The sequence below is a fragment of the Mesorhizobium sp. CNPSo 4684 genome (genome assembly GCF_057784315.1).
In genome coordinates this window covers 67530-84420 of record NZ_JBWLUX010000006.1, presented here as the reverse complement: position 1 = coordinate 84420, position 16891 = coordinate 67530, and the positions used below count along the sequence as shown (strand labels likewise).

Below are 16891 nucleotides of genomic sequence, written 5' to 3'. Positions count from 1 at the left end.
GGCCATCTCCCCCGCAAGGAGGGAGATCAGCAGCTTTGTCGCTCCGCATATCCTGCAATGTTAGTGGTTTGCGAAAACCCTCGAGCGCCCAATCTCCCCCCCTTGCGGGGGAGATGCCCGGCAGGGCAGAGGGGGGTGTGAAGGAACTCGGCGTAACCGATAAGCGCCGCCTAATGCCGTCGCATGGCCTTCGGCGCATGCCCGTGCTCCTCCCTGAACGCCCTCGCAAAACTCGACATCGAAGCAAAGCCGCAGGCCAACGCCACGTCGCGCACCATCAGCGTCGAATGCGCCAGAAGATCGGCGGCGCGCCGCAGCCTGAGGCGCCGGTAGTAGCCATTGGGCGAAATGCTGAGCTCGCTGCGGAAATTGCGCTCCAGCTTGTCGGAGGAGACGCCGAGCCTTGCCGCCAGTTCCGTCATGCCGAGCCGCTCTTCCACCGCATCCTCCATGATGGCAATCGCCGACAGCACCAGCTCGTTCTGGACGCCAGTGCGCAGGCGCAATGGCATCAGCTTGCGGTCGACACTTGAGCGCAGCGGGCTGTGCACGAACCATTCGGCGACGCCTGCCGCGAGCTCGCCGCCATAATCGTTGGTGATGATCTCCAGCATCATGTCGAGGCTGCCGACGCCGCCGGCCGAGGTGAAACGCTTGCGGTCGATGACATAGAGATCGCGCCTAAGCTCGATGTCCGGAAACGCCTCGGTGAAGGCGGCCTGGCTTGTCCAGTGCAAGGTGCAGGCATGGCCGTCGAGCAGGCCGGCCCTGGCGAGGAAGAAGGCAGCATCGGCCACCGCGCCGATATGGGCGCCGCCCCGCAGGCTCTTGCGCATCCAGGCAACCGCATCGTCGGCGACAAGCAAGTCGGCATTGCCGCCCGAACAGACGACGATACGGTCGACCTTCGGCGCGCCAGAGGCTGAGAATCCCGGTTGTATGACAACCCCGTTGGACGCCTCGACCGTGCCTTGGTCGGCGCCGACGATCACCCAGCGGTAGCAATCGCGTTTGGCCAGCACATTGGCGGCGCGCAGCGGCTCGATGACCGAACTGAACGCCATCATCGGAAAGCCGGGAAACACCAGCACGGCGAAGGTGAGGGGGCCTTCGTGCGCTGCCGGCTGCACCCGATCCTGTCTTCTGCTGGTAGGGGTGGTATTCACAATTGTGTATTTCCCAGTCGCCTCATTGGTGGCAGACAGGAGATATAGCGGGCATCTTGGCCCACCGGCAACGGAGACGAACCATGTTTGCGGCCCAGACGATCGACAGCACCGACAAGCCAGCCTTCTACCGCGAACTGGCAACCCAGTTGCAGGCGCTGCTGGAGGGCGAGAGCGACTCGGTCGCCAACGCCGCCAACACATCGGCGCTGATCTTCCAGATGGTGCCCGACCTCAACTGGGCCGGCTTCTATTTCCTGGCCTCCGACGAGGAGCTGGTGCTTGGGCCGTTCCAGGGCAAGCCGGCCTGCGTGCGCATCGCCGTCGGCAAGGGCGTGTGCGGCACCGCGATCGATCTCGAAATGTCGATGCTGGTCAAGGATGTGCACGAATTTGCCGGCCACATCGCCTGCGACGCCGCCTCGCGCTCGGAACTGGTCGTGCTGCTCCGGGACAATGACGGCGTCTTCGGCCTGATCGACCTCGACAGCCCAACGCCCGGCCGCTTCGACAAGGACGACAAGGCCGGCATCGAGGCGCTGGCCGCAATCTATGTCGCGGCAAGCTCGTTCGAGGACTGAGCGGCTTTAAGCGAACTTCACCAGCATCAGGCTGAAGCAGCCGATGAACAGGAAGGCCGAGAAGGCGAGTGCCAGCGGCCGCAGGCCGCGCGAGCGCAGCTGCGAAATGTTGGCTTGCAGGCCCATGGCGGCGAGCCCCATGGTCAGCATGATGGTGGTGGAGAGCGCCATTGCCGACTTCACTTCCGCAGGCACGGTGACCAGGCTGTTCAGCGCCACGACAGCGACAAAAGCGGCGACGAACCACGGCATGGGCGGCCGTGCCGCCGATTGATCGCCTGACCGGTCGCTGCTCGTCTTGCGGCGCACCATCAGGCCGAGCGCGATGACCATCGGGGCCAGCATGGAAACACGGGTCAGCTTGGCGACGGTGGCGATCTCGCCGGACTGGGCGCCGTTCTGGAAGCCTGCGCCGATGACCTGCGCCACCTCGTGGATCGAGGCGCCTGCCCACAGACCGAATGCGTGCTGGTCAAGGCCGAGCACCGGCGCCAGCAGCGGGAAGCCGAGCATGGCGACCGTGCCGAACAGCGTGATCGAGGCGACGGCGTAGGTGACGTCTTCGTCGCGCGCATCGGTGACGATGTTGGTGGCGACAATCGCCGAGGCGCCGCAGATCGAGGTGCCGGCGGCAATCAGTTGCGCTAGCTTGGCATCGACGCCGAGCAGCCGGCCGAGCGTGATGGTGAAGACGAAGGTCGCGCCGAGCGTCAGTGCCACGATGCCGACGCCGCTGGCGCCGATCGAGACGACCTGGCCGAGCGTCAGCTGGAAGCCGAGCAGCACAATGGCAAAGCGCAGCAGGCGCTTTTGCGAGAAGCCGATTCCGGCCTTGGCATGGGCGGGGGTGCCGAGCACGTTGGAATAGATCATGCCGGCGACGACGGCCAGGATCATCGGGCTGAACAAGGCAAAGCCGGAGACGTTGTGGGCCGAGAACGCCACTGCCGTGATCATCGCCACCAGCACGATGCCGGGGATAACGCCATTCCACACCGAATCGAGCCGCTTGCGGCCGGCGGCCAGATCGGTCGGTATCAGGCTTTTCGGAATTTCGTTCGCGATGTGGGCAGCGGAAGACAATGCAATTCTCCAGGCGACTATACCGGAGGAATGCCATTCCTGAACCAATCTTTCCAACGAATTGTTCTGGTTAGAATGATTGATTTTTACGAACGATTGGTTTTGAGCTGACGATGGAACACCTCCCGAATTCGCCAGGCTGGGCCAATCTCAAAATCTTGACGGGCTGAATTTCCTGTTCCAGCGTGGCGCCATGTTCGTTTTTGCACTCGCCATCACCAAGCGACGTCGCCTCTGCACGATGCGGAGCGGTAAGCCGATTGCGCGACGACAAACACCGGCACGATAGATCCGGTTTGTTCGTTTCCCGCCCCGCCGCGACATCTGCCGGCGGGGTTTTCATGTCTGGAGCCTTGCTATGACCAATTCTTCCATCCGGTTTCGGCCGGCCGAGCGCGCTGATGCTGCCAAGATCAGGGACATCGTACGCGCCGCCTATGCCAAATGGGTGCCGGTGATCGGCCGCGAGCCGCTGCCGATGCGCGCCGACTATGACAAGGCGGTGGCCGAACATCCGTTCGATGTCGCCGTCGAGGATGACCGTATTGTCGGCATGATCGAAACCATGCTGGAGGACGATCATCTCTGGATCGAGAATGTCTGCGTCGCGCCGCAGGCGCAGGGCAGGGGTATTGGCCGGCTGTTGCTGGAGCGAGCCGAGCTGAAGGCGCTCGAGGCCGGCCGCTTCGAACTGCGCCTGCTGACCAATGGCGCTTTCGAGGCCAATGTGTTGTTGTACAAAAGGCATGGCTATTCGGTCGACCGGGAGGAGCCGTTCATGGGCGGCATGACGGTCTATATGAGCAAGACATTGACGCGATAGCGGGCAATCGGAGGCATGGATACGACGATGGCAGTCAGGGTCCGGTTGAAGCCACTCTCGGGGCGGTATGCGGTTTCGCGCCTCGAAGCGAAAGAGAGCATTCCCGGCTGGGCCGACGGACCGGGCTTCGTCAGCATCACCAGGACCGAGGACGAGCTTTCGGTCGTCTGCCTGCAGGAGCGGGTGCCAGACGGGGTGAAGCACGACAGGGACTGGGTCGCCCTGAAACTCCAGGGTCCCTTTGCTTTCGACGAAACAGGCATCGTGCTGTCGGTAATAAAGCCATTGTCGGAAAACGAACTCGGCATTTTTCTGGTATCCACCTTCGATGGCGACCATCTGCTCGTCAAGGTGAAGGATGAAGCCGCGGCAAGGGGGCTTCTGGTCGCGGCGGGGCACACGCTTCTGTAGCCGCCTGGCTCAATCGGGGCGCCCTTGCGTTTGACATCGCTCTTGCCGCATCGTTATCTCTGACGCGATACGACGATCCGGCGATCGCCCCCCAAATCAGATCAAAAATCCCCCAGGGAGAAATCCATGTCTCACAATCTGCAGTTCTATATCGATGGCGCTTGGGTCGATCCGGTCGTGCCCAATAGTTTCGACGTCATCGACCCCTCGAACGAAGACGCCTTCGCCCAGATTTCGCTTGGCTCCAAGGCCGATGTCGACAAGGCGGTGGCCGCGGCAAAACGGGCCTTCGAGACATTCGGCTTCACTTCGGTCGAGGAGCGCCTCGATATCCTCAACCGCATCATCGAGGTCTACAAGAAGCGCAGCGCCGATCTGGCGCTGGCTGTGTCACGCGAGATGGGCGCGCCGCGCCGGATGGCGCTCGACAGCCAGGTCGGCGTCGGCCTTGCGCATCTGCAGAAGATGGCGCAAGTGCTGAAGTCTTTCGAATTCCGCCACGTCAAGGGCTCGTCCCTGATCGTCAAGGAACCGATCGGCGTCGTCGGCCTGATCACGCCATGGAACTGGCCGCTGAACCAGATCACCTGCAAGGTCGGTCCCGCGCTCGCCGCCGGCTGCACCATGGTGCTGAAGCCGTCGGAGATCGCGCCGCTCGACGCCATCATCTTTGCCGAGATCATCGACGAGGCCGGCGTGCCGAAGGGCGTCTTCAACCTCGTCAATGGCGACGGCCCGGGCGTCGGCCAGGCGCTGTCCAGCCATCCCGATATCGACATGATGTCGTTCACCGGTTCGACCCGCGCCGGCATCCTGGTCGCCAAGGCGGCGGCCGATACGGTCAAGCGCGTGCATCAGGAGCTCGGCGGCAAGTCGGCCAACATCCTGTTTCCCGATGTCGACCTGGAAAAGGCCGTCGCCAAGGGCGTCGCCGGTTGCTTCAGCAACTCAGGCCAGTCCTGCAACGCGCCGACCCGCATGTTCGTGCCGCGCGACCGCCATGACGAGGCTGCCGGCTATGCCAAAACGGCGACGGAAAAGTTCACCGTTGGCCCGGCCGATGCGGCCGGTTCCAAGCTCGGCCCGGTAGTCAGCCAGACCCAGTTCGACAAGATCCAGGACCTGATCCAGGCCGGCATGGACGAGGGTGCGACGCTGGTCGCGGGAGGTCCCGGCCGTCCGGCCGAACTCAACCGCGGCTATTACGTCCGCCCCACCGTATTTGCCGACGTCACGCCGGACATGCGCATCGCGCGCGAGGAAATCTTCGGGCCGGTGCTGGCGATCATGCCTTACGACACCGTCGAAGAGGCGATCGGCACCGCCAACGACACCGTCTATGGCCTGGCCTCCTACATCCAGGCCAAGGACATGAACAAGGCCCGCGAAGTCGCCGCCCGCATGCGCACCGGCAATGTCTACATCAACTATCCGCAGTGGGATGCCGGCCTGCCTTTCGGCGGCTACAAGCAATCCGGCAACGGCCGCGAATACGCCGAATACGGGCTCGAGGATTTCCTCGAGATCAAGGGTATCGCGGGCTACGAGGCGGCGGAGTAGGGCGGGGAGACAAGGCCCTCGCTAGCTCCAATGCAATCGAAGGGGCGCGGTCTCGGCCGCGCCCTCGCTGGTCTCGTCAACCGGGTCACCGCCCGGAGACGGACCGCCGCTTGTCATAGCCGCGGTTTGTCTCGATGATCCCAACCATGGCACGGGTGAATTCGACCATGCTGTTTGCCGTGATGGCTGCATCGTCGGGACTCTGGCCGACATGCTCGGCGGCTCCGCAACATGACCGGCGGATGCTGTCGTAGTGCGTAACTCTCTCATCATCGGGCAACGTCGCCAGATTGAGGGCGCGGCCGTGGATCATGCGCAATAGCTGCGCCAGTGCTGTGTCGACACTCATGCGTTTTACTCCGCATCGGTCGAGCGTCGCGGCACACAAATAGTGCCGGATCGTCGATCGGGAATTGGTCCCGATACGCAAAGGCTCGATCATACTTATTAATATATCGTTGAATGCTAATATGCATGGCCGTACCGATTGAGCGCGGAGACGTTGCGGGCAGGTCGGCACCGCCAACGACACCGTCTATGGGCTGGCCTCCTACATCCAGACCAAGGACATCCAGAAAGCCCGCGAAGTCGCCGCCCGCATGCGCACCGACAATGTCTATTGGAATCTTCGCTTGTCTACCCGCTGTTCGCGCTCAATACATAAGAGGTTATTGGCGCGCCTGTCTCGGCGGATATTGAGATACTGGCTTGGCGTTGGTTAAGCTCGCGCTAATCTATGTTAGCACCTGCCCGACCTTAGCCAGCCTGCAAGGCCAGGGACACCAGATGCCCGGCTGATGCCAAAAGCTGGCAGCAAAAAGCGCTGGCGTGCTTCAGGAACCCGTCCGCCGTGCGAAATGTTCGTACGTCACGCGCCAGGGGTCGCTCTCCGCGCGTCTCTCCTCGCCGATCCAGTGAAAGCTGTCGGCGGTGATCTCGGTGAACCGCCATCTGGCCTGCAGGCCGCGCAAGTCAGCGCCGATCTGGACAATATCCTTGCCCTCGGGCCGCCCGATCTGGCGCGAATAGTCCTGGTTGAGCGGATCGCTCCAGATAATGTGCCAGCCACCGATCCCGGGGTCGAAGACGCGCAAGGTCGTGCCATACATGGTGGACGGGGAAGGGCGCCTGGGCCTGATCCAGATGTCCTGAATGGCGCGGCCTTCCAGCACCCAGCCAAAGTGACATTCGCCGTCCATTTTCTGAACTGTGCCGTCGTTGCGGTGGTGGACCGTCTCCAAGTCCCAGCTGCCAATCAACCATCCATAGAGGTCCATGTCTTTCGCCCGGTCGGCTGGAGGACCTTCAGATCCGAGAGCGGTGAGAAACGTCGTCATGATTGTCTCCAGGGCAAGCCGCGCCAAGACGCTGGGGTCATAACCATTGCAGCGTTGAGGGTTCCGGGTCTTGGGAAAAATTGCGGTAGTGCCGCGGCTGCCGGCCTTCCGCGTTCGCGCCATTCCAGGTCAATGCGCGAATGCTAATGGTAGCGACGGCGGGTACCCCAATGCCCGCCTGGCCGGCGCCTCCTCGGGCAATCTCTTGGATGAGCGGCGCCGGCCCGCCGGCTTGGGCGACGACCAAATTCCTGACGTAGGAATATCAGGCCTGGTAGGTGGTTATTGCTAGGCAGTTTTGGTAGGCATTCCAATATCGGTCTGTATCCCCAAAACGTCCGCTGCCCAATCGCGCAGTTCCGGAGAAGCATCGCCCGATTTCATGATCGACACGGCTAGTGCTGCCATGTCTGCGGGCGGCTTTTTGCTGGAGGTCGCAAAGGCGAAATAGCCGGCCATGATGGCGCATCCCACCGAAATGACCGGTGGGATGATCTGGAGTGTCGTCAAAGCTATTACGCGCCAGCGTCCGGATCGGCCGGGTGCTGGAACCTCATCCTCATCCACAAGGTCGACCATGCTGCTCTGTCCAAAAGCCGCGAGACACAGTCCGTAAGGATGAGCTACATTAGTTAAAATGCAGATAAATCCTATTACTGAATCCTATTACTGATGAGCAGCTGTCCTAGTCGGTCTCTCCGGACGGCGCGGCATTTTCCCAGCCGGCCAGCTCCGGCAGGTCGTCAAGCCAGCTCTTTTCCGTCATCGACGCTTGGCCGGCCGGAGGCGCGGCCTCTGTGGCGTTTTGAATGAGCCAGTCCATCCACTTGCGATAGGCGGCAGGAGCCAGCTCGGGCGGCAGCACCTTGGCCTTGGCCAGCATGCGTTTGCGGAAGCTGACTTGCCTGCGCAGCTTGGTCGTCGTGAACTTGATGACCTTGCCCTGGTATTCAACCGTCCAGCGCCCATCGCCATGGCTGGCGAGCCTGTCGATGGCGAAACCGGCATCGACCGGCCTGTCGCGCCACGGAAGCTCGATGGCATTTCTCCTCAGATCGAGTGCCCACCGCCTGTAGTCAGCCCCTGCGCGCTGGGGCGGCAGCACGCCGGCCTGTTCGAGGATTTTCCTGCGGAAGGTCGGCTGCTTCTTGATCTGCCCGGTCGTCAGCTCGACGCGATGCCCGCGCAATTCGACGTGCCAGCGGATCCTGCCGTTGCCGACATACTTCACCAGCCTGTCGATGACGAACTCGTCCTCGGAAAGCGTCACGCAGCCTTGGCGGATGCGTTCGAGAATGTACTGGCTATCGGTGGGCATGACGCGGCCTTGGGCAGGAACCTTTGACGAAGCTTAGCCAGTACCACAAACCAGCCAATCTTTTTCGCTCCGGGAATCTCGCCCCCGAGCGGCCGGTTTGCGGCTGCCCGTCTGTGACACACCTCATTGACGCACCGTTTCGCCCGGTGCTGTAATCGGGCACGAAGAGCCTTGATCGCGACCCATGAACGACACCAGCGCGAACAGCAAAGAGGTCGACGCCACCGCGACGCGGGCCTTCGGCATTGAAAAATATCTGTTCAAGAAGATCCCCTGGGCGCTGGGTTTCATGGCTCTTGCCATCCTGGTCTTGTTTCTCGCCCGCGGCGGCGACAGCAGCGACGACAGCGAGGCGAGGGTGGTCGCATTGTTCATCATCTTTGCCAGCCTCGCTTACATCGGCTTCGCCTTTCATCGTCGCAACAGCCCGCGAAAGCCGATGCTCGAGCTGTCTCCCTCCGGCATCCTGTTCCGTATCGCGAAGAACAAGGAACTCCGCATTCCGTGGAGCGAGATCCACGGTCTCGAACTGATAGACATCAGGGGGGCGAAGGGTCATATCTTCCGCGACGTGACGGCCGCGCTTGTGTCGCGGGAATTTTTCGACGCCAACAATCCGGTCAAATCGTGGTGGGGGCGGGGTCCCGGTTGGGACGTCCACTTCGTTCCCAGGGACGAGATGGTGCAAGTCGCCTTCCACCACGACCTGCTGACCGTGACGGCCGACGAGTTGTGGCAGGAAATAGAGACGCGCTGGCGCGTATTCAGCGGCAGCCCGTCGGCGCCGCTGCTGGCGACGCCGCGCGTGGTCAGGGAGCGCGGCTGGATTTTCGGCTGGAAGCCGACACCGCCGCAGCAGCGCGCCGGTGCCGCCATGCTGGCCGCCGCGGCCGTGGCCCTGATCTATTTCTGGCAATGTCTGCACGCCTGGATCACCTTTCCCGGTTTCAACGGGGATACCGGCACGTATTATCTGAGCCAGGCATTCGACCAGACCGGCGTTTATGCACGCCTCCCCGGCAAGGGCGTGGTTGTCCTGCGCCGTAGCGATTTTTCCGGGATCGGCGTGACGCGCTGCCGCAGCGATATCGAGCGCGATGCGGCCCGCAGCGGGCTGACGCCAGCCTACACCGCGTTCGCCATCTGCTCGACGGAAATGCCGCACGTGTCAGGCATAGCGGTCCGAACCATCTTCAAGCTCGCCGGGCGGACGTTCACTTCGAAGGACTGGCAGGACAAGCCGGTCGAATACAGGGCGATCTCGCCGGTGGAAATGAGCGTCGAGGAGGCCAACGCCAGGCTTTGCGAGCTCGGCGTCTGCGCCGACGCATAGCAGCCGAAAACTCGCTCGCGTTAGGGTTTTGACCGCCGGACCTGCAACTAGCCTAAGTCAACGGTTCAGCGTTCTACGATCCCAGGAGCCGAATGCTGGTATCGCGACGCAGTTCGGAATCGGCGCGGTCGACGCCTTCAACCGTGATCGCGATTGTCCCGTTCTCAATTCTTGCGATCCACCCCTTCGCCTTCATGTACCAGAGATGGAACTCGAGATGCTCTCGCGGACAGCCCAATAACCGTTCGATTTCGACGTCGCCAATGCCGGGGTTGCTGACATCCTGGCGGCGCTTCACATAGAGCAGCGAGAGCAGTTTTGCCTGGACCACAGCGTCCTTCTGAACGCCTTTGCCGTCGCTTGCTTCCTCGACCAATTGAAGGCGCAGACCGGCATGCTCTCGATAGGCGATGTCGTATTGGGCGCGCTTGACCGGATCTTTCAGGACGTTGTGTGCTTCTACGATTTCACTGAAGCGGGCTTCATTTCCGGTTTGCTGATTGTCGGGATGATAGCGCATCGCAAAATAGCGAAATATTCGCTCAAGCGTCTCCGAGTTGGCGTTGGGGCTGATCTCCAAGAGTTCGTAGTAATCGACGAACAATGCGCTGCTCCCTCAAACATCGCCCCCGAAGAACGAAGAGCCTGGGCCGCCTTGTCTGTTGCGAACCAGGCCCTCAACCGTCGGGTTTCTCAGCGATGTTGCACTTGCTTGAGGCCAGTCACAAGCCGGACTTTGGTCCCGGCCTGGTGCCGATACCGGCAAGGCAACAAACGCGCTCGCCTTGTCCTAATTATCAGCGCCAGGCGGTGCGTAAAATGACGCTTTACGGCGCGATTCGGCTGCTGGTGGTGGCGTCGCCATCAACGTTATCAGCACCGGAACGCCTAGAAACACGACCCTGGCGGCCACAACGCCATGACGGCGGGACCGACAGTCACGGGTGACGCGACAGGTAAAGGTTCGGTTGCCTGGTTCTATCTGACTGTTACCTCTTTTGAATACAAATCCCGATCTACCAACCTTGCATCGAGTACCAGTCATCGACGTCTCGCCGGACCCGGTCCTTCTCAAGGCCGTATCTCTCCTGAATCTTTCCTTCGAGCTGGTCGCGCTTGCCGGCAATGCGGTCCAAATCGTCGTCAGTCAGCTTGCCCCACTGCTCCTTAACCTTGCCCTTGACCTGCTTCCAGTTACCTTCAACGCGGTTCCAATCCATGGTCTTCGCCTCCTTGGTTGCACTGCAGTTGAAACGTCGGCAGCCCGGCTAGGTTCCGGTGGGCTTGACGGAACATTAGCCGCGCTGATGGTAAGGCCTGCGCGGGTGGTGCCCTCCATCGCTCGCCGACCATCGGGCCTCCGATCGGCCCGCGCTACTCCGGAAGAGGCGCGGGTTGTCCCGCTGCCGGTAGCGCCAGGCTGGCGAGCATCAGGGCTGCGAGGGCGGCGATGTAGAGCGGCGTGAGAGCCATTTACCTTCGGATCTTGGCGATTGCCGGCGCGCGTGGTTTTCCTATTTGCTGAAATTCTGTTGGCCGGTCGCCAAGGTCCGGGCTGCTTCCTCGATCGCCTCGCGGTCATTACCCAACCTATCAATTAAGTCTTGGGCTTGGTCGCCCGTAATGCCGGTACGCATCGCTAGCCCCTCTGCCGTTATGACGTCGGAACTGGCGGTCTCAGTGCGCCGCGGCTTTCTCGTCTTGGCTGATAGCACCGTAGCTCCAACGGCACTTGGTTCGGTAAATGCTTGATCAGTTTCCGATTGTTCCTCGCGCTCGATTTCTGACTCAGCTTGGTGCCAATGTTTCTCCGGGTCGCCATAAACACCGCCCTCACGCTGCCAAATTTCGTATGCCCGTTGCTGAATTCTCTGATGCCGATCGTCACTCATGGTGATGCTCCTTGTTGGGATTCACATCAACGCGGGGCAAAGCCGATTGATCCGCGCTTGGTACGGCGATTTGAGGGGTAGGCAGGCCTAAAGGGGCGTGACGGCGAATTAGGGTAACGAGACCCGACATCGCTGTTGAGGGACAAACAAATGCTCCGCCGTCACCAAACCTCAACCGTCTGGAGTCGCTATGGTTCCAGCGGTGCACAATGTCGCGACCATGTTGCTATTCGCAGCCTCCGCTCCTTACCAGGCCTTACAAATCAATGGTTTATGTTGCTGCATATTTCGAGCTAGCAACATGGATTCTCGCGGATTTGGTAGCTAAGTGATTGATTTTATTTGGCTGGGGAACCTGGATTCGAACCAGGACTAACGGAGTCAGAGTCCGTGGGTCTACCGTTAACCTATTCCCCAGCAGGCGCTGTCGCGCTGGTGGGCCGCCGAAGCAGCCGCGCGTGCCTTGTAGCCGCCGCCGGAAAATAGTCAAGCCTGCGTTGCGTTTCAATCATGGGCTTTTGGTTTGCTCCGTTGATACGCGCGGGCAGGGCGCTACTTCTCGCCTCGGCTGTATTGCGAATGCTCGAAGAACAGCACCACGCCAAGCGCGATCAGCAGCGGGATGATCAGGTAGAACAGGCGGAACACCAAAAGTGCCGCCAGCACGCCGACCGGGTCCATCTGCGAAAGCCCGGCCAGGAACACGACCTCGAACACGCCGAGCCCGCCCGGCGCGTGCGAGATCTGCGCTACCGAGAATGACACCAGGAACACGCCGAGGATGACGAAATAGCCGGGATTGCCGGCCACGGGCAGGGCAAAGAAGATGATTGCCGCCGCCGCCAGCAGCTCGATCGGGCCGATCAGCAATTGCCGCGCCACGATCGGCAGCGCCGGGTAATGTAGCTGGAAGCTGGCGATCTTCAGCGGCTTCAGGTGCAGCCAGCTGCCGAAGATATAGGCGCCGACCAGAATGAGCAAAGCGATGCCGGCGGCGATCGCCAGCCCGCGGTGGGGCGCGCCGGAAAAGCGGTCGATGATTGCAGGCTCGAACACCAGCACCAGGCCGCCGACCAGCAGGCTGGAAAGCACGAATGTGATCCAGCAGATCGCCACCAATATGCCGACATCCTGGCCGGTCAGTCCCCTGGTGCCATAGGCGCGGTAGCGGATCACCGCGCCCGAAAGCACCGAGCCGCCAATATTGTGCGAAAGCGCGTAGGTGGTGAAGGAGCAGAAGGTGACGAACAGCCACGACACTTTCTTGCCGATATGCAAGAGCGCGATGTGGTCGTAGCCGGCAAGCGAGGCGTAGGCGACCACCGAACTCAGCGCCGCCAGCACCCAGCCGCGGGTGGGGATGGCGACGATGCCGTCCCAGACATCGTCGAGCGAGATGCCGCGCAGCTCATGCCACAGCAACAGCAGCGAGAAGATCACCGCTGCAATGCCGATGACCGGCCACAAATAGCGCCTCCAGTTCATGGAGTTCTCGTCATGCGTTGCTGCCCATCGCCCAGGCGGGCGTGAAAAAATCCGCGATTCACCAATATTGCCCTCATTTCAGAAATGCCTCATTGAAGCCGGCTATTCAATCGGACAAGCCCCGCTATTCAACGCGGCGAGCGTTGCCGCTGCATGATGCCGGCAAAATTTGCCCCCCTGCTCTTGGTGATCGGGTCCCGCACTGCTACTCTGGCGGCAACTTAAAACATTTAGGTGCCTGCTGCGTCCGGTTTCCCGGTTCGCGCGGCACCGGAAGGACCCGAAGTGGAAGACCACGACACCGGCGCAGGCGCGCCGGAAGTGGGCGTGTCCAGGGCTTCGCCGCCATCAGGCGGGCCAAGCCCATCCGCCGGGCGGCCCCGCCAGGCGGGGCCCCAGTCCGGTAACGGACAGGCCGGTGACGCCCAGCCTCAGCGAGGCAAAGCGAGAAAGCGGCGCAAGCGCCGGCGCGGACGCAAGGTTTTTGCACGCGATGAGCTCGCTACGGCCGCGCATCTCGTTGCGGCGTCAGCCGTCAACATCGTCGCGGCCGGCCCGCCGGCCGTCAGCACCGCGCCAAGCCCCATGGCCGCCCCCCCGGCTCCGCAGCCCAGGCCCGAACAGCCCATACAGCGGCCGCCGATGCAGGAACTGCCGGTGTTTGCCGCGCTCGATCTCGGCACCAACAATTGCCGGCTTTTGGTCGCGGTGCCGCAGCGGCACGGCCAGTTCCGTGTCATCGACGCCTTTTCGCGCATCGTCAGGCTGGGCGAGGGGCTGACCGCCAACGGGCACCTGAGCCAGGCGGCGATGGACCGCGCCGTCGAGGCGCTGAAAATCTGCGGCGACAAACTGCGCAACCGCAAGATCAAGAAGGCGCGGCTGATCGCCACCGAAGCCTGCCGCACCGCCGACAATGGCGTCGAATTCCTGCAGCGTGTCGAGCGCGAGGCCGGTCTGAAACTCGAGATCATCGACCGCCAGACCGAGGCCCGCCTTGCGGTGTCGGGCTGCGGCTCGCTGGTCGAGCGCGACACGCAAGGCGTAGTGCTGTTCGACATTGGCGGCGGCTCGTCCGAAATCGCGCTGATCGACCTCACCGGCCAGCGCTCGCCGCGGCTTGCCAACCACATCGTGTCATGGACGTCGCTGCCGGTCGGCGTCGTCTCGCTCGCCGAGCGTTTTGGCGGCCGCACGGTGACGCGCGAAATCTTTGCCGCCATGGTCGAGGATGTCGCCGTGCGGCTGAGGTCCTTCGACGGCCGTGACCGGCTGAGCCATGTGCTGGCCAGCCCGAAATTCCATCTGCTCGGCACATCCGGAACGGTGACAACGCTGGCCGGGGTCCATCTCGACCTCGAGCGCTATGACCGCCGCCGTGTCGACGGGTTGTGGATGGACCGCGACAGCGTCGACCGCATGGTCGAAAAGCTGGTCGGCTGGGATTTCCAGCAGCGCTGCGCCAACCCATGCATCGGCGCCGACCGCGCCGATCTGGTGCTGGCCGGCTGTGCTATCCTCGAAGCCATCCGCGCGGTGTGGCCGTCGGAGCGGCTGCGCGTCGCCGACCGCGGCCTGCGCGAAGGCATTTTGAGCGAGCTGATGGCCGATGATGGCGTCTGGCGCAACAGTGGGCGTGGCCGACAGTGACTAAGAAACCGGAAAAACCAGGTTCTGCCAGCATCCGCGTGCTGAAGACGCGGATCAAGAAAAAGAGCGGCCTGAAGGAATCGTCGCGCCGCTGGCTGCAGCGCCACATCAACGACCCCTATGTCCAGCGCTCCAAGGCCGACGGCTACCGCTCGCGCGCGGCCTACAAGCTGATCGAGATCGACGACAAGCATCATCTCTTGAAGCCCGGCATGAAGGTCATCGACCTCGGGGCCGCGCCCGGCGGCTGGTGCCAGGTGGCGGCCGCGAGGACGAAATCGACGGCGGAGAATCCGCATGTCATCGGCATCGACTATCTCGAAATGGATGCCGTGCCCGGCGCTCCCGTGCTGCTGATGGATTTCCTCGATCCCGAAGCGCCGCAAAAGCTCGCCGAAGCGCTGGGTGGCGACCCTGATGTCGTGCTGTCGGACATGGCGGCGCCGACCACCGGCCACAAGCGAACCGACCACATCCGCACCATGCATCTGTGCGAGGTCGCCGCCGATTTCGCGCTGTCGGTGCTGAAGCCGGGCGGGCATTTTCTGGCCAAGACGTTTCAGGGCGGCGCCGAGAATGAGCTGCTCTCCATGCTCAAGAAGAACTTTCGCTCGGTGCATCACGTCAAGCCGCCGGCGTCGCGCGACGAGTCGGTGGAGCTGTATCTGCTGGCGAAGGATTTCAAAGGGCGAGAGGCCGGTCCACCGTCAGGTGGATCGGAACGTCCAGTGGACGTTCCGAAGGGCTCGAGCGTCCGGAGCCACGGCGGAGGGCCGGGGGACGCCGAGGCCTGATAGGCCTTACTTCCCCGCCGTGCTCACCGGCTCCAGCGTCTTCGGCGTCGTCAACCGGCCATGACCCGACACGGCGTTGCCGGCGTCCGGCGCCAGCCGCATGAACGATATTGACGCCGCCGCCGACACCGCCGCCACGATGAAAAACGCGATGTGGAAATCGCCAAGCGTCAGCGGGCCGCCATGGATCGAGGTCGAGACTTCCAGGATGCCGCCGGCCAGCGCCACGCCGAGCGCGATCGACAGCTGCTGGAACACCGCCGTGATCGGCGTCGCCTTGCTGGTGTCTTCCGCCGACACCTCGGCATAGGAAAGCGCGTTGACGCCGGTAAAGAACATCGAGCGGATGAAGCCGCCGACCAGCAACATGGCCAGCATCAGCGCGTAAGGCGTCTCCGGCGTGAACAGGCCGTATATGGCGATCGATGCGGCGGCGATCAGCGAGCCCCAGATCAAAACGCGGCGGAAGCCGGCCAACCGGAAGATCAGCGCCGTGACGAACTTCATGCCGATGGCGCCGATGGCCGAGACGAAGGTGATCATGCCCGACTGGAACGGCGTCAGCCCGAAGCCGATCTGGAACATCAGCGGCAACAGGAACGGCACCGCGCCGATGCCGATGCGAAACAGCGAGCCGCCGAGCACCGAGGAGCGGAACACCTGGTTGCGGAACAGTTCCAGCGCCAGCAGAGGGTTTTTGGCGCGCCGCGCATGCAGGAGGTAGAGTGCGCCGGAAATCAGCCCGACCGCCACGGTGATGAAGCCGATCGCCGGCGGCAGATAGGGCAGGCTGACCACGGACAGGCCGAAGACAACGCCCGATGCGGCGAGCCCGCTTAGCACGAAGCCGGGAAAATCGAGCGGCGGCGTTTCTGCGGCATCGGTTTGCGGCAGGAAGCGCGTCGCCAGCCAGATACCGATCAGCCCGATCGGCACGTTGATCAGGAAAATCCAGTGCCAGGTGAAATAGGTGGTGATGAAGCCGCCGATCGGTGGTCCCACAAGCGGGCCGACCAGCGCCGGCACCGTCAGCCATGACATGGCGGCGACCAGTTCGCTTTTCGGCGTCGCGCGCACCAGCACCAGGCGGCCGACCGGCGTCATCATGGCGCCGCCTATGCCTTGCAGGAAGCGCGAGACGACAAAGGCCGGCAGCGAATTGGAGATGGCGCAGGCGACCGAGCCCAGGATGAACACACCGATCGCTGCCCGAAACACGTTCTTGGCGCCAAACCGGTCGGCCATCCAGCCGCTGATCGGAATGAAGATCGCCAGCGACACCAGATAGGCGGTCAGCGCCAGCTTGAGCGCGATCGGGCTGGTGTGGATGTCGACGGCGATCGCCGGCAGCGATGTCGCAATGACGGTCGAATCCATGTTTTCCATGAACAGAGCGACCGCCAGTATGAGCGGAATGATGCGGTTCAACGAACGCGTCCGAACTGGCAAAAGGTGCGT

18 protein-coding genes, 1 tRNA gene and 1 pseudogene are annotated in these 16891 nt (G+C 62.5%); 8 read left to right on the top strand and 12 right to left on the bottom strand.

Features of this window, described 5'->3' with window-relative positions; genetic code table 11:
• Window positions 1–170 precede the first annotated feature (170 nt).
• Entirely contained in the window at window positions 171–1067 is an 897-nt protein-coding gene (locus AC04SG_RS07270; protein WP_352589602.1) for a GlxA family transcriptional regulator, read from the bottom strand.
• Window positions 1068–1249: 182 nt separating this feature from the next.
• Between AC04SG_RS07270 and AC04SG_RS07265 the strand changes: the two genes are divergently transcribed.
• Complete coding sequence (locus tag AC04SG_RS07265; RefSeq protein ID WP_488550466.1) at window positions 1250–1747, top strand: GAF domain-containing protein; 498 nt, start codon at window positions 1250–1252, stop codon at window positions 1745–1747.
• Between the two features lie 6 nt (window positions 1748–1753).
• Here AC04SG_RS07265 and AC04SG_RS07260 read toward each other — a convergent pair whose 3' ends face one another.
• Window positions 1754–2830 (bottom strand): YeiH family protein, encoded by a 1077-nt coding sequence (locus tag AC04SG_RS07260; protein WP_488550465.1) that lies wholly within the window; start codon window positions 2828–2830, stop codon window positions 1754–1756.
• Window positions 2831–3188: 358 nt separating this feature from the next.
• On the opposite strand from AC04SG_RS07260, the gene AC04SG_RS07255 reads away from it, so the two are divergent.
• The 3 genes from AC04SG_RS07255 to AC04SG_RS07245 all read left to right on the top strand — a co-directional run bounded on the left by AC04SG_RS07255 (window position 3189) and on the right by AC04SG_RS07245 (window position 5624).
• Window positions 3189–3653: a GNAT family N-acetyltransferase gene (locus tag AC04SG_RS07255; RefSeq protein ID WP_112563564.1), complete on the top strand. Its 465-nt coding sequence runs from the start codon at window positions 3189–3191 to the stop codon at window positions 3651–3653.
• 27 nt (window positions 3654–3680) lie between these two features.
• Complete coding sequence (locus tag AC04SG_RS07250) at window positions 3681–4064, top strand: ACT domain-containing protein (protein ID WP_488550464.1); 384 nt, start codon at window positions 3681–3683, stop codon at window positions 4062–4064.
• Window positions 4065–4190: 126 nt separating this feature from the next.
• Window positions 4191–5624 carry an aldehyde dehydrogenase family protein gene (locus AC04SG_RS07245; protein WP_488550463.1) on the top strand — a complete coding sequence of 478 codons (1434 nt, stop codon included), beginning with the start codon at window positions 4191–4193 and terminating at the stop codon, window positions 5622–5624.
• 85 nt (window positions 5625–5709) lie between these two features.
• Here AC04SG_RS07245 and AC04SG_RS07240 read toward each other — a convergent pair whose 3' ends face one another.
• A complete protein-coding gene (locus AC04SG_RS07240; RefSeq protein WP_488550462.1) occupies window positions 5710–5973 on the bottom strand; it encodes a hypothetical protein in 264 nt (87 codons plus the stop codon).
• A gap of 163 nt (window positions 5974–6136) precedes the next feature.
• On the opposite strand from AC04SG_RS07240, the pseudogene AC04SG_RS07235 reads away from it, so the two are divergent.
• Window positions 6137–6250: pseudogene (locus AC04SG_RS07235) on the top strand (aldehyde dehydrogenase family protein); the annotation flags it as partial.
• Between the two features lie 207 nt (window positions 6251–6457).
• Here the strand turns inward: AC04SG_RS07235 and AC04SG_RS07230 are convergent.
• The 3 genes from AC04SG_RS07230 to AC04SG_RS07220 form a co-directional block, all read right to left on the bottom strand.
• Complete coding sequence (locus AC04SG_RS07230) at window positions 6458–6961, bottom strand: hypothetical protein (RefSeq protein WP_488550461.1); 504 nt, start codon at window positions 6959–6961, stop codon at window positions 6458–6460.
• A gap of 288 nt (window positions 6962–7249) precedes the next feature.
• Complete coding sequence (locus AC04SG_RS07225; protein WP_488550460.1) at window positions 7250–7540, bottom strand: hypothetical protein; 291 nt, start codon at window positions 7538–7540, stop codon at window positions 7250–7252.
• 106 nt (window positions 7541–7646) lie between these two features.
• Window positions 7647–8279 (bottom strand): hypothetical protein, encoded by a 633-nt coding sequence (locus AC04SG_RS07220; protein ID WP_488550459.1) that lies wholly within the window; start codon window positions 8277–8279, stop codon window positions 7647–7649.
• A 184-nt stretch (window positions 8280–8463) separates the two neighbouring features.
• Between AC04SG_RS07220 and AC04SG_RS07215 the strand changes: the two genes are divergently transcribed.
• Entirely contained in the window at window positions 8464–9612 is a 1149-nt protein-coding gene (locus AC04SG_RS07215) for a hypothetical protein (protein WP_488550458.1), read from the top strand.
• Window positions 9613–9685: 73 nt separating this feature from the next.
• Here AC04SG_RS07215 and AC04SG_RS07210 read toward each other — a convergent pair whose 3' ends face one another.
• The 5 genes from AC04SG_RS07210 to AC04SG_RS07190 form a co-directional block, all read right to left on the bottom strand.
• A complete protein-coding gene (locus AC04SG_RS07210) occupies window positions 9686–10216 on the bottom strand; it encodes a J domain-containing protein (protein WP_488550457.1) in 531 nt (176 codons plus the stop codon).
• Window positions 10217–10628: 412 nt separating this feature from the next.
• On the bottom strand, window positions 10629–10832 hold the full coding sequence (locus AC04SG_RS07205; RefSeq protein WP_027162011.1) for a CsbD family protein: 204 nt from the start codon (window positions 10830–10832) through the stop codon (window positions 10629–10631).
• 294 nt (window positions 10833–11126) lie between these two features.
• Complete coding sequence (locus AC04SG_RS07200; RefSeq protein ID WP_488550456.1) at window positions 11127–11504, bottom strand: DUF2934 domain-containing protein; 378 nt, start codon at window positions 11502–11504, stop codon at window positions 11127–11129.
• Window positions 11505–11847: 343 nt separating this feature from the next.
• Window positions 11848–11921, bottom strand: a tRNA-Gln gene (locus tag AC04SG_RS07195).
• 135 nt (window positions 11922–12056) lie between these two features.
• Window positions 12057–12989: a lysylphosphatidylglycerol synthase domain-containing protein gene (locus AC04SG_RS07190; protein WP_488550455.1), complete on the bottom strand. Its 933-nt coding sequence runs from the start codon at window positions 12987–12989 to the stop codon at window positions 12057–12059.
• Between the two features lie 285 nt (window positions 12990–13274).
• Here AC04SG_RS07190 and AC04SG_RS07185 point away from each other — a divergent pair, with 285 nt between their 5' ends.
• Together AC04SG_RS07185 and AC04SG_RS07180 are read left to right on the top strand one after the other, a co-directional pair.
• Window positions 13275–14639: a Ppx/GppA phosphatase family protein gene (locus tag AC04SG_RS07185; RefSeq protein WP_488550454.1), complete on the top strand. Its 1365-nt coding sequence runs from the start codon at window positions 13275–13277 to the stop codon at window positions 14637–14639.
• The gene (locus AC04SG_RS07180; RefSeq protein ID WP_488550453.1) at window positions 14636–15433 is read left to right on the top strand and encodes an RlmE family RNA methyltransferase; all 798 of its coding nucleotides are present in this window, start codon (window positions 14636–14638) and stop codon (window positions 15431–15433) included. Before AC04SG_RS07185 ends, AC04SG_RS07180 begins: the two co-directional genes overlap by 4 nt.
• A 6-nt stretch (window positions 15434–15439) precedes the next feature.
• On the opposite strand, the gene AC04SG_RS07175 is transcribed toward AC04SG_RS07180, so the two are convergent.
• Window positions 15440–16861 (bottom strand): MFS transporter, encoded by a 1422-nt coding sequence (locus AC04SG_RS07175; RefSeq protein WP_488550452.1) that lies wholly within the window; start codon window positions 16859–16861, stop codon window positions 15440–15442.
• Window positions 16862–16891 lie beyond the last annotated feature (30 nt).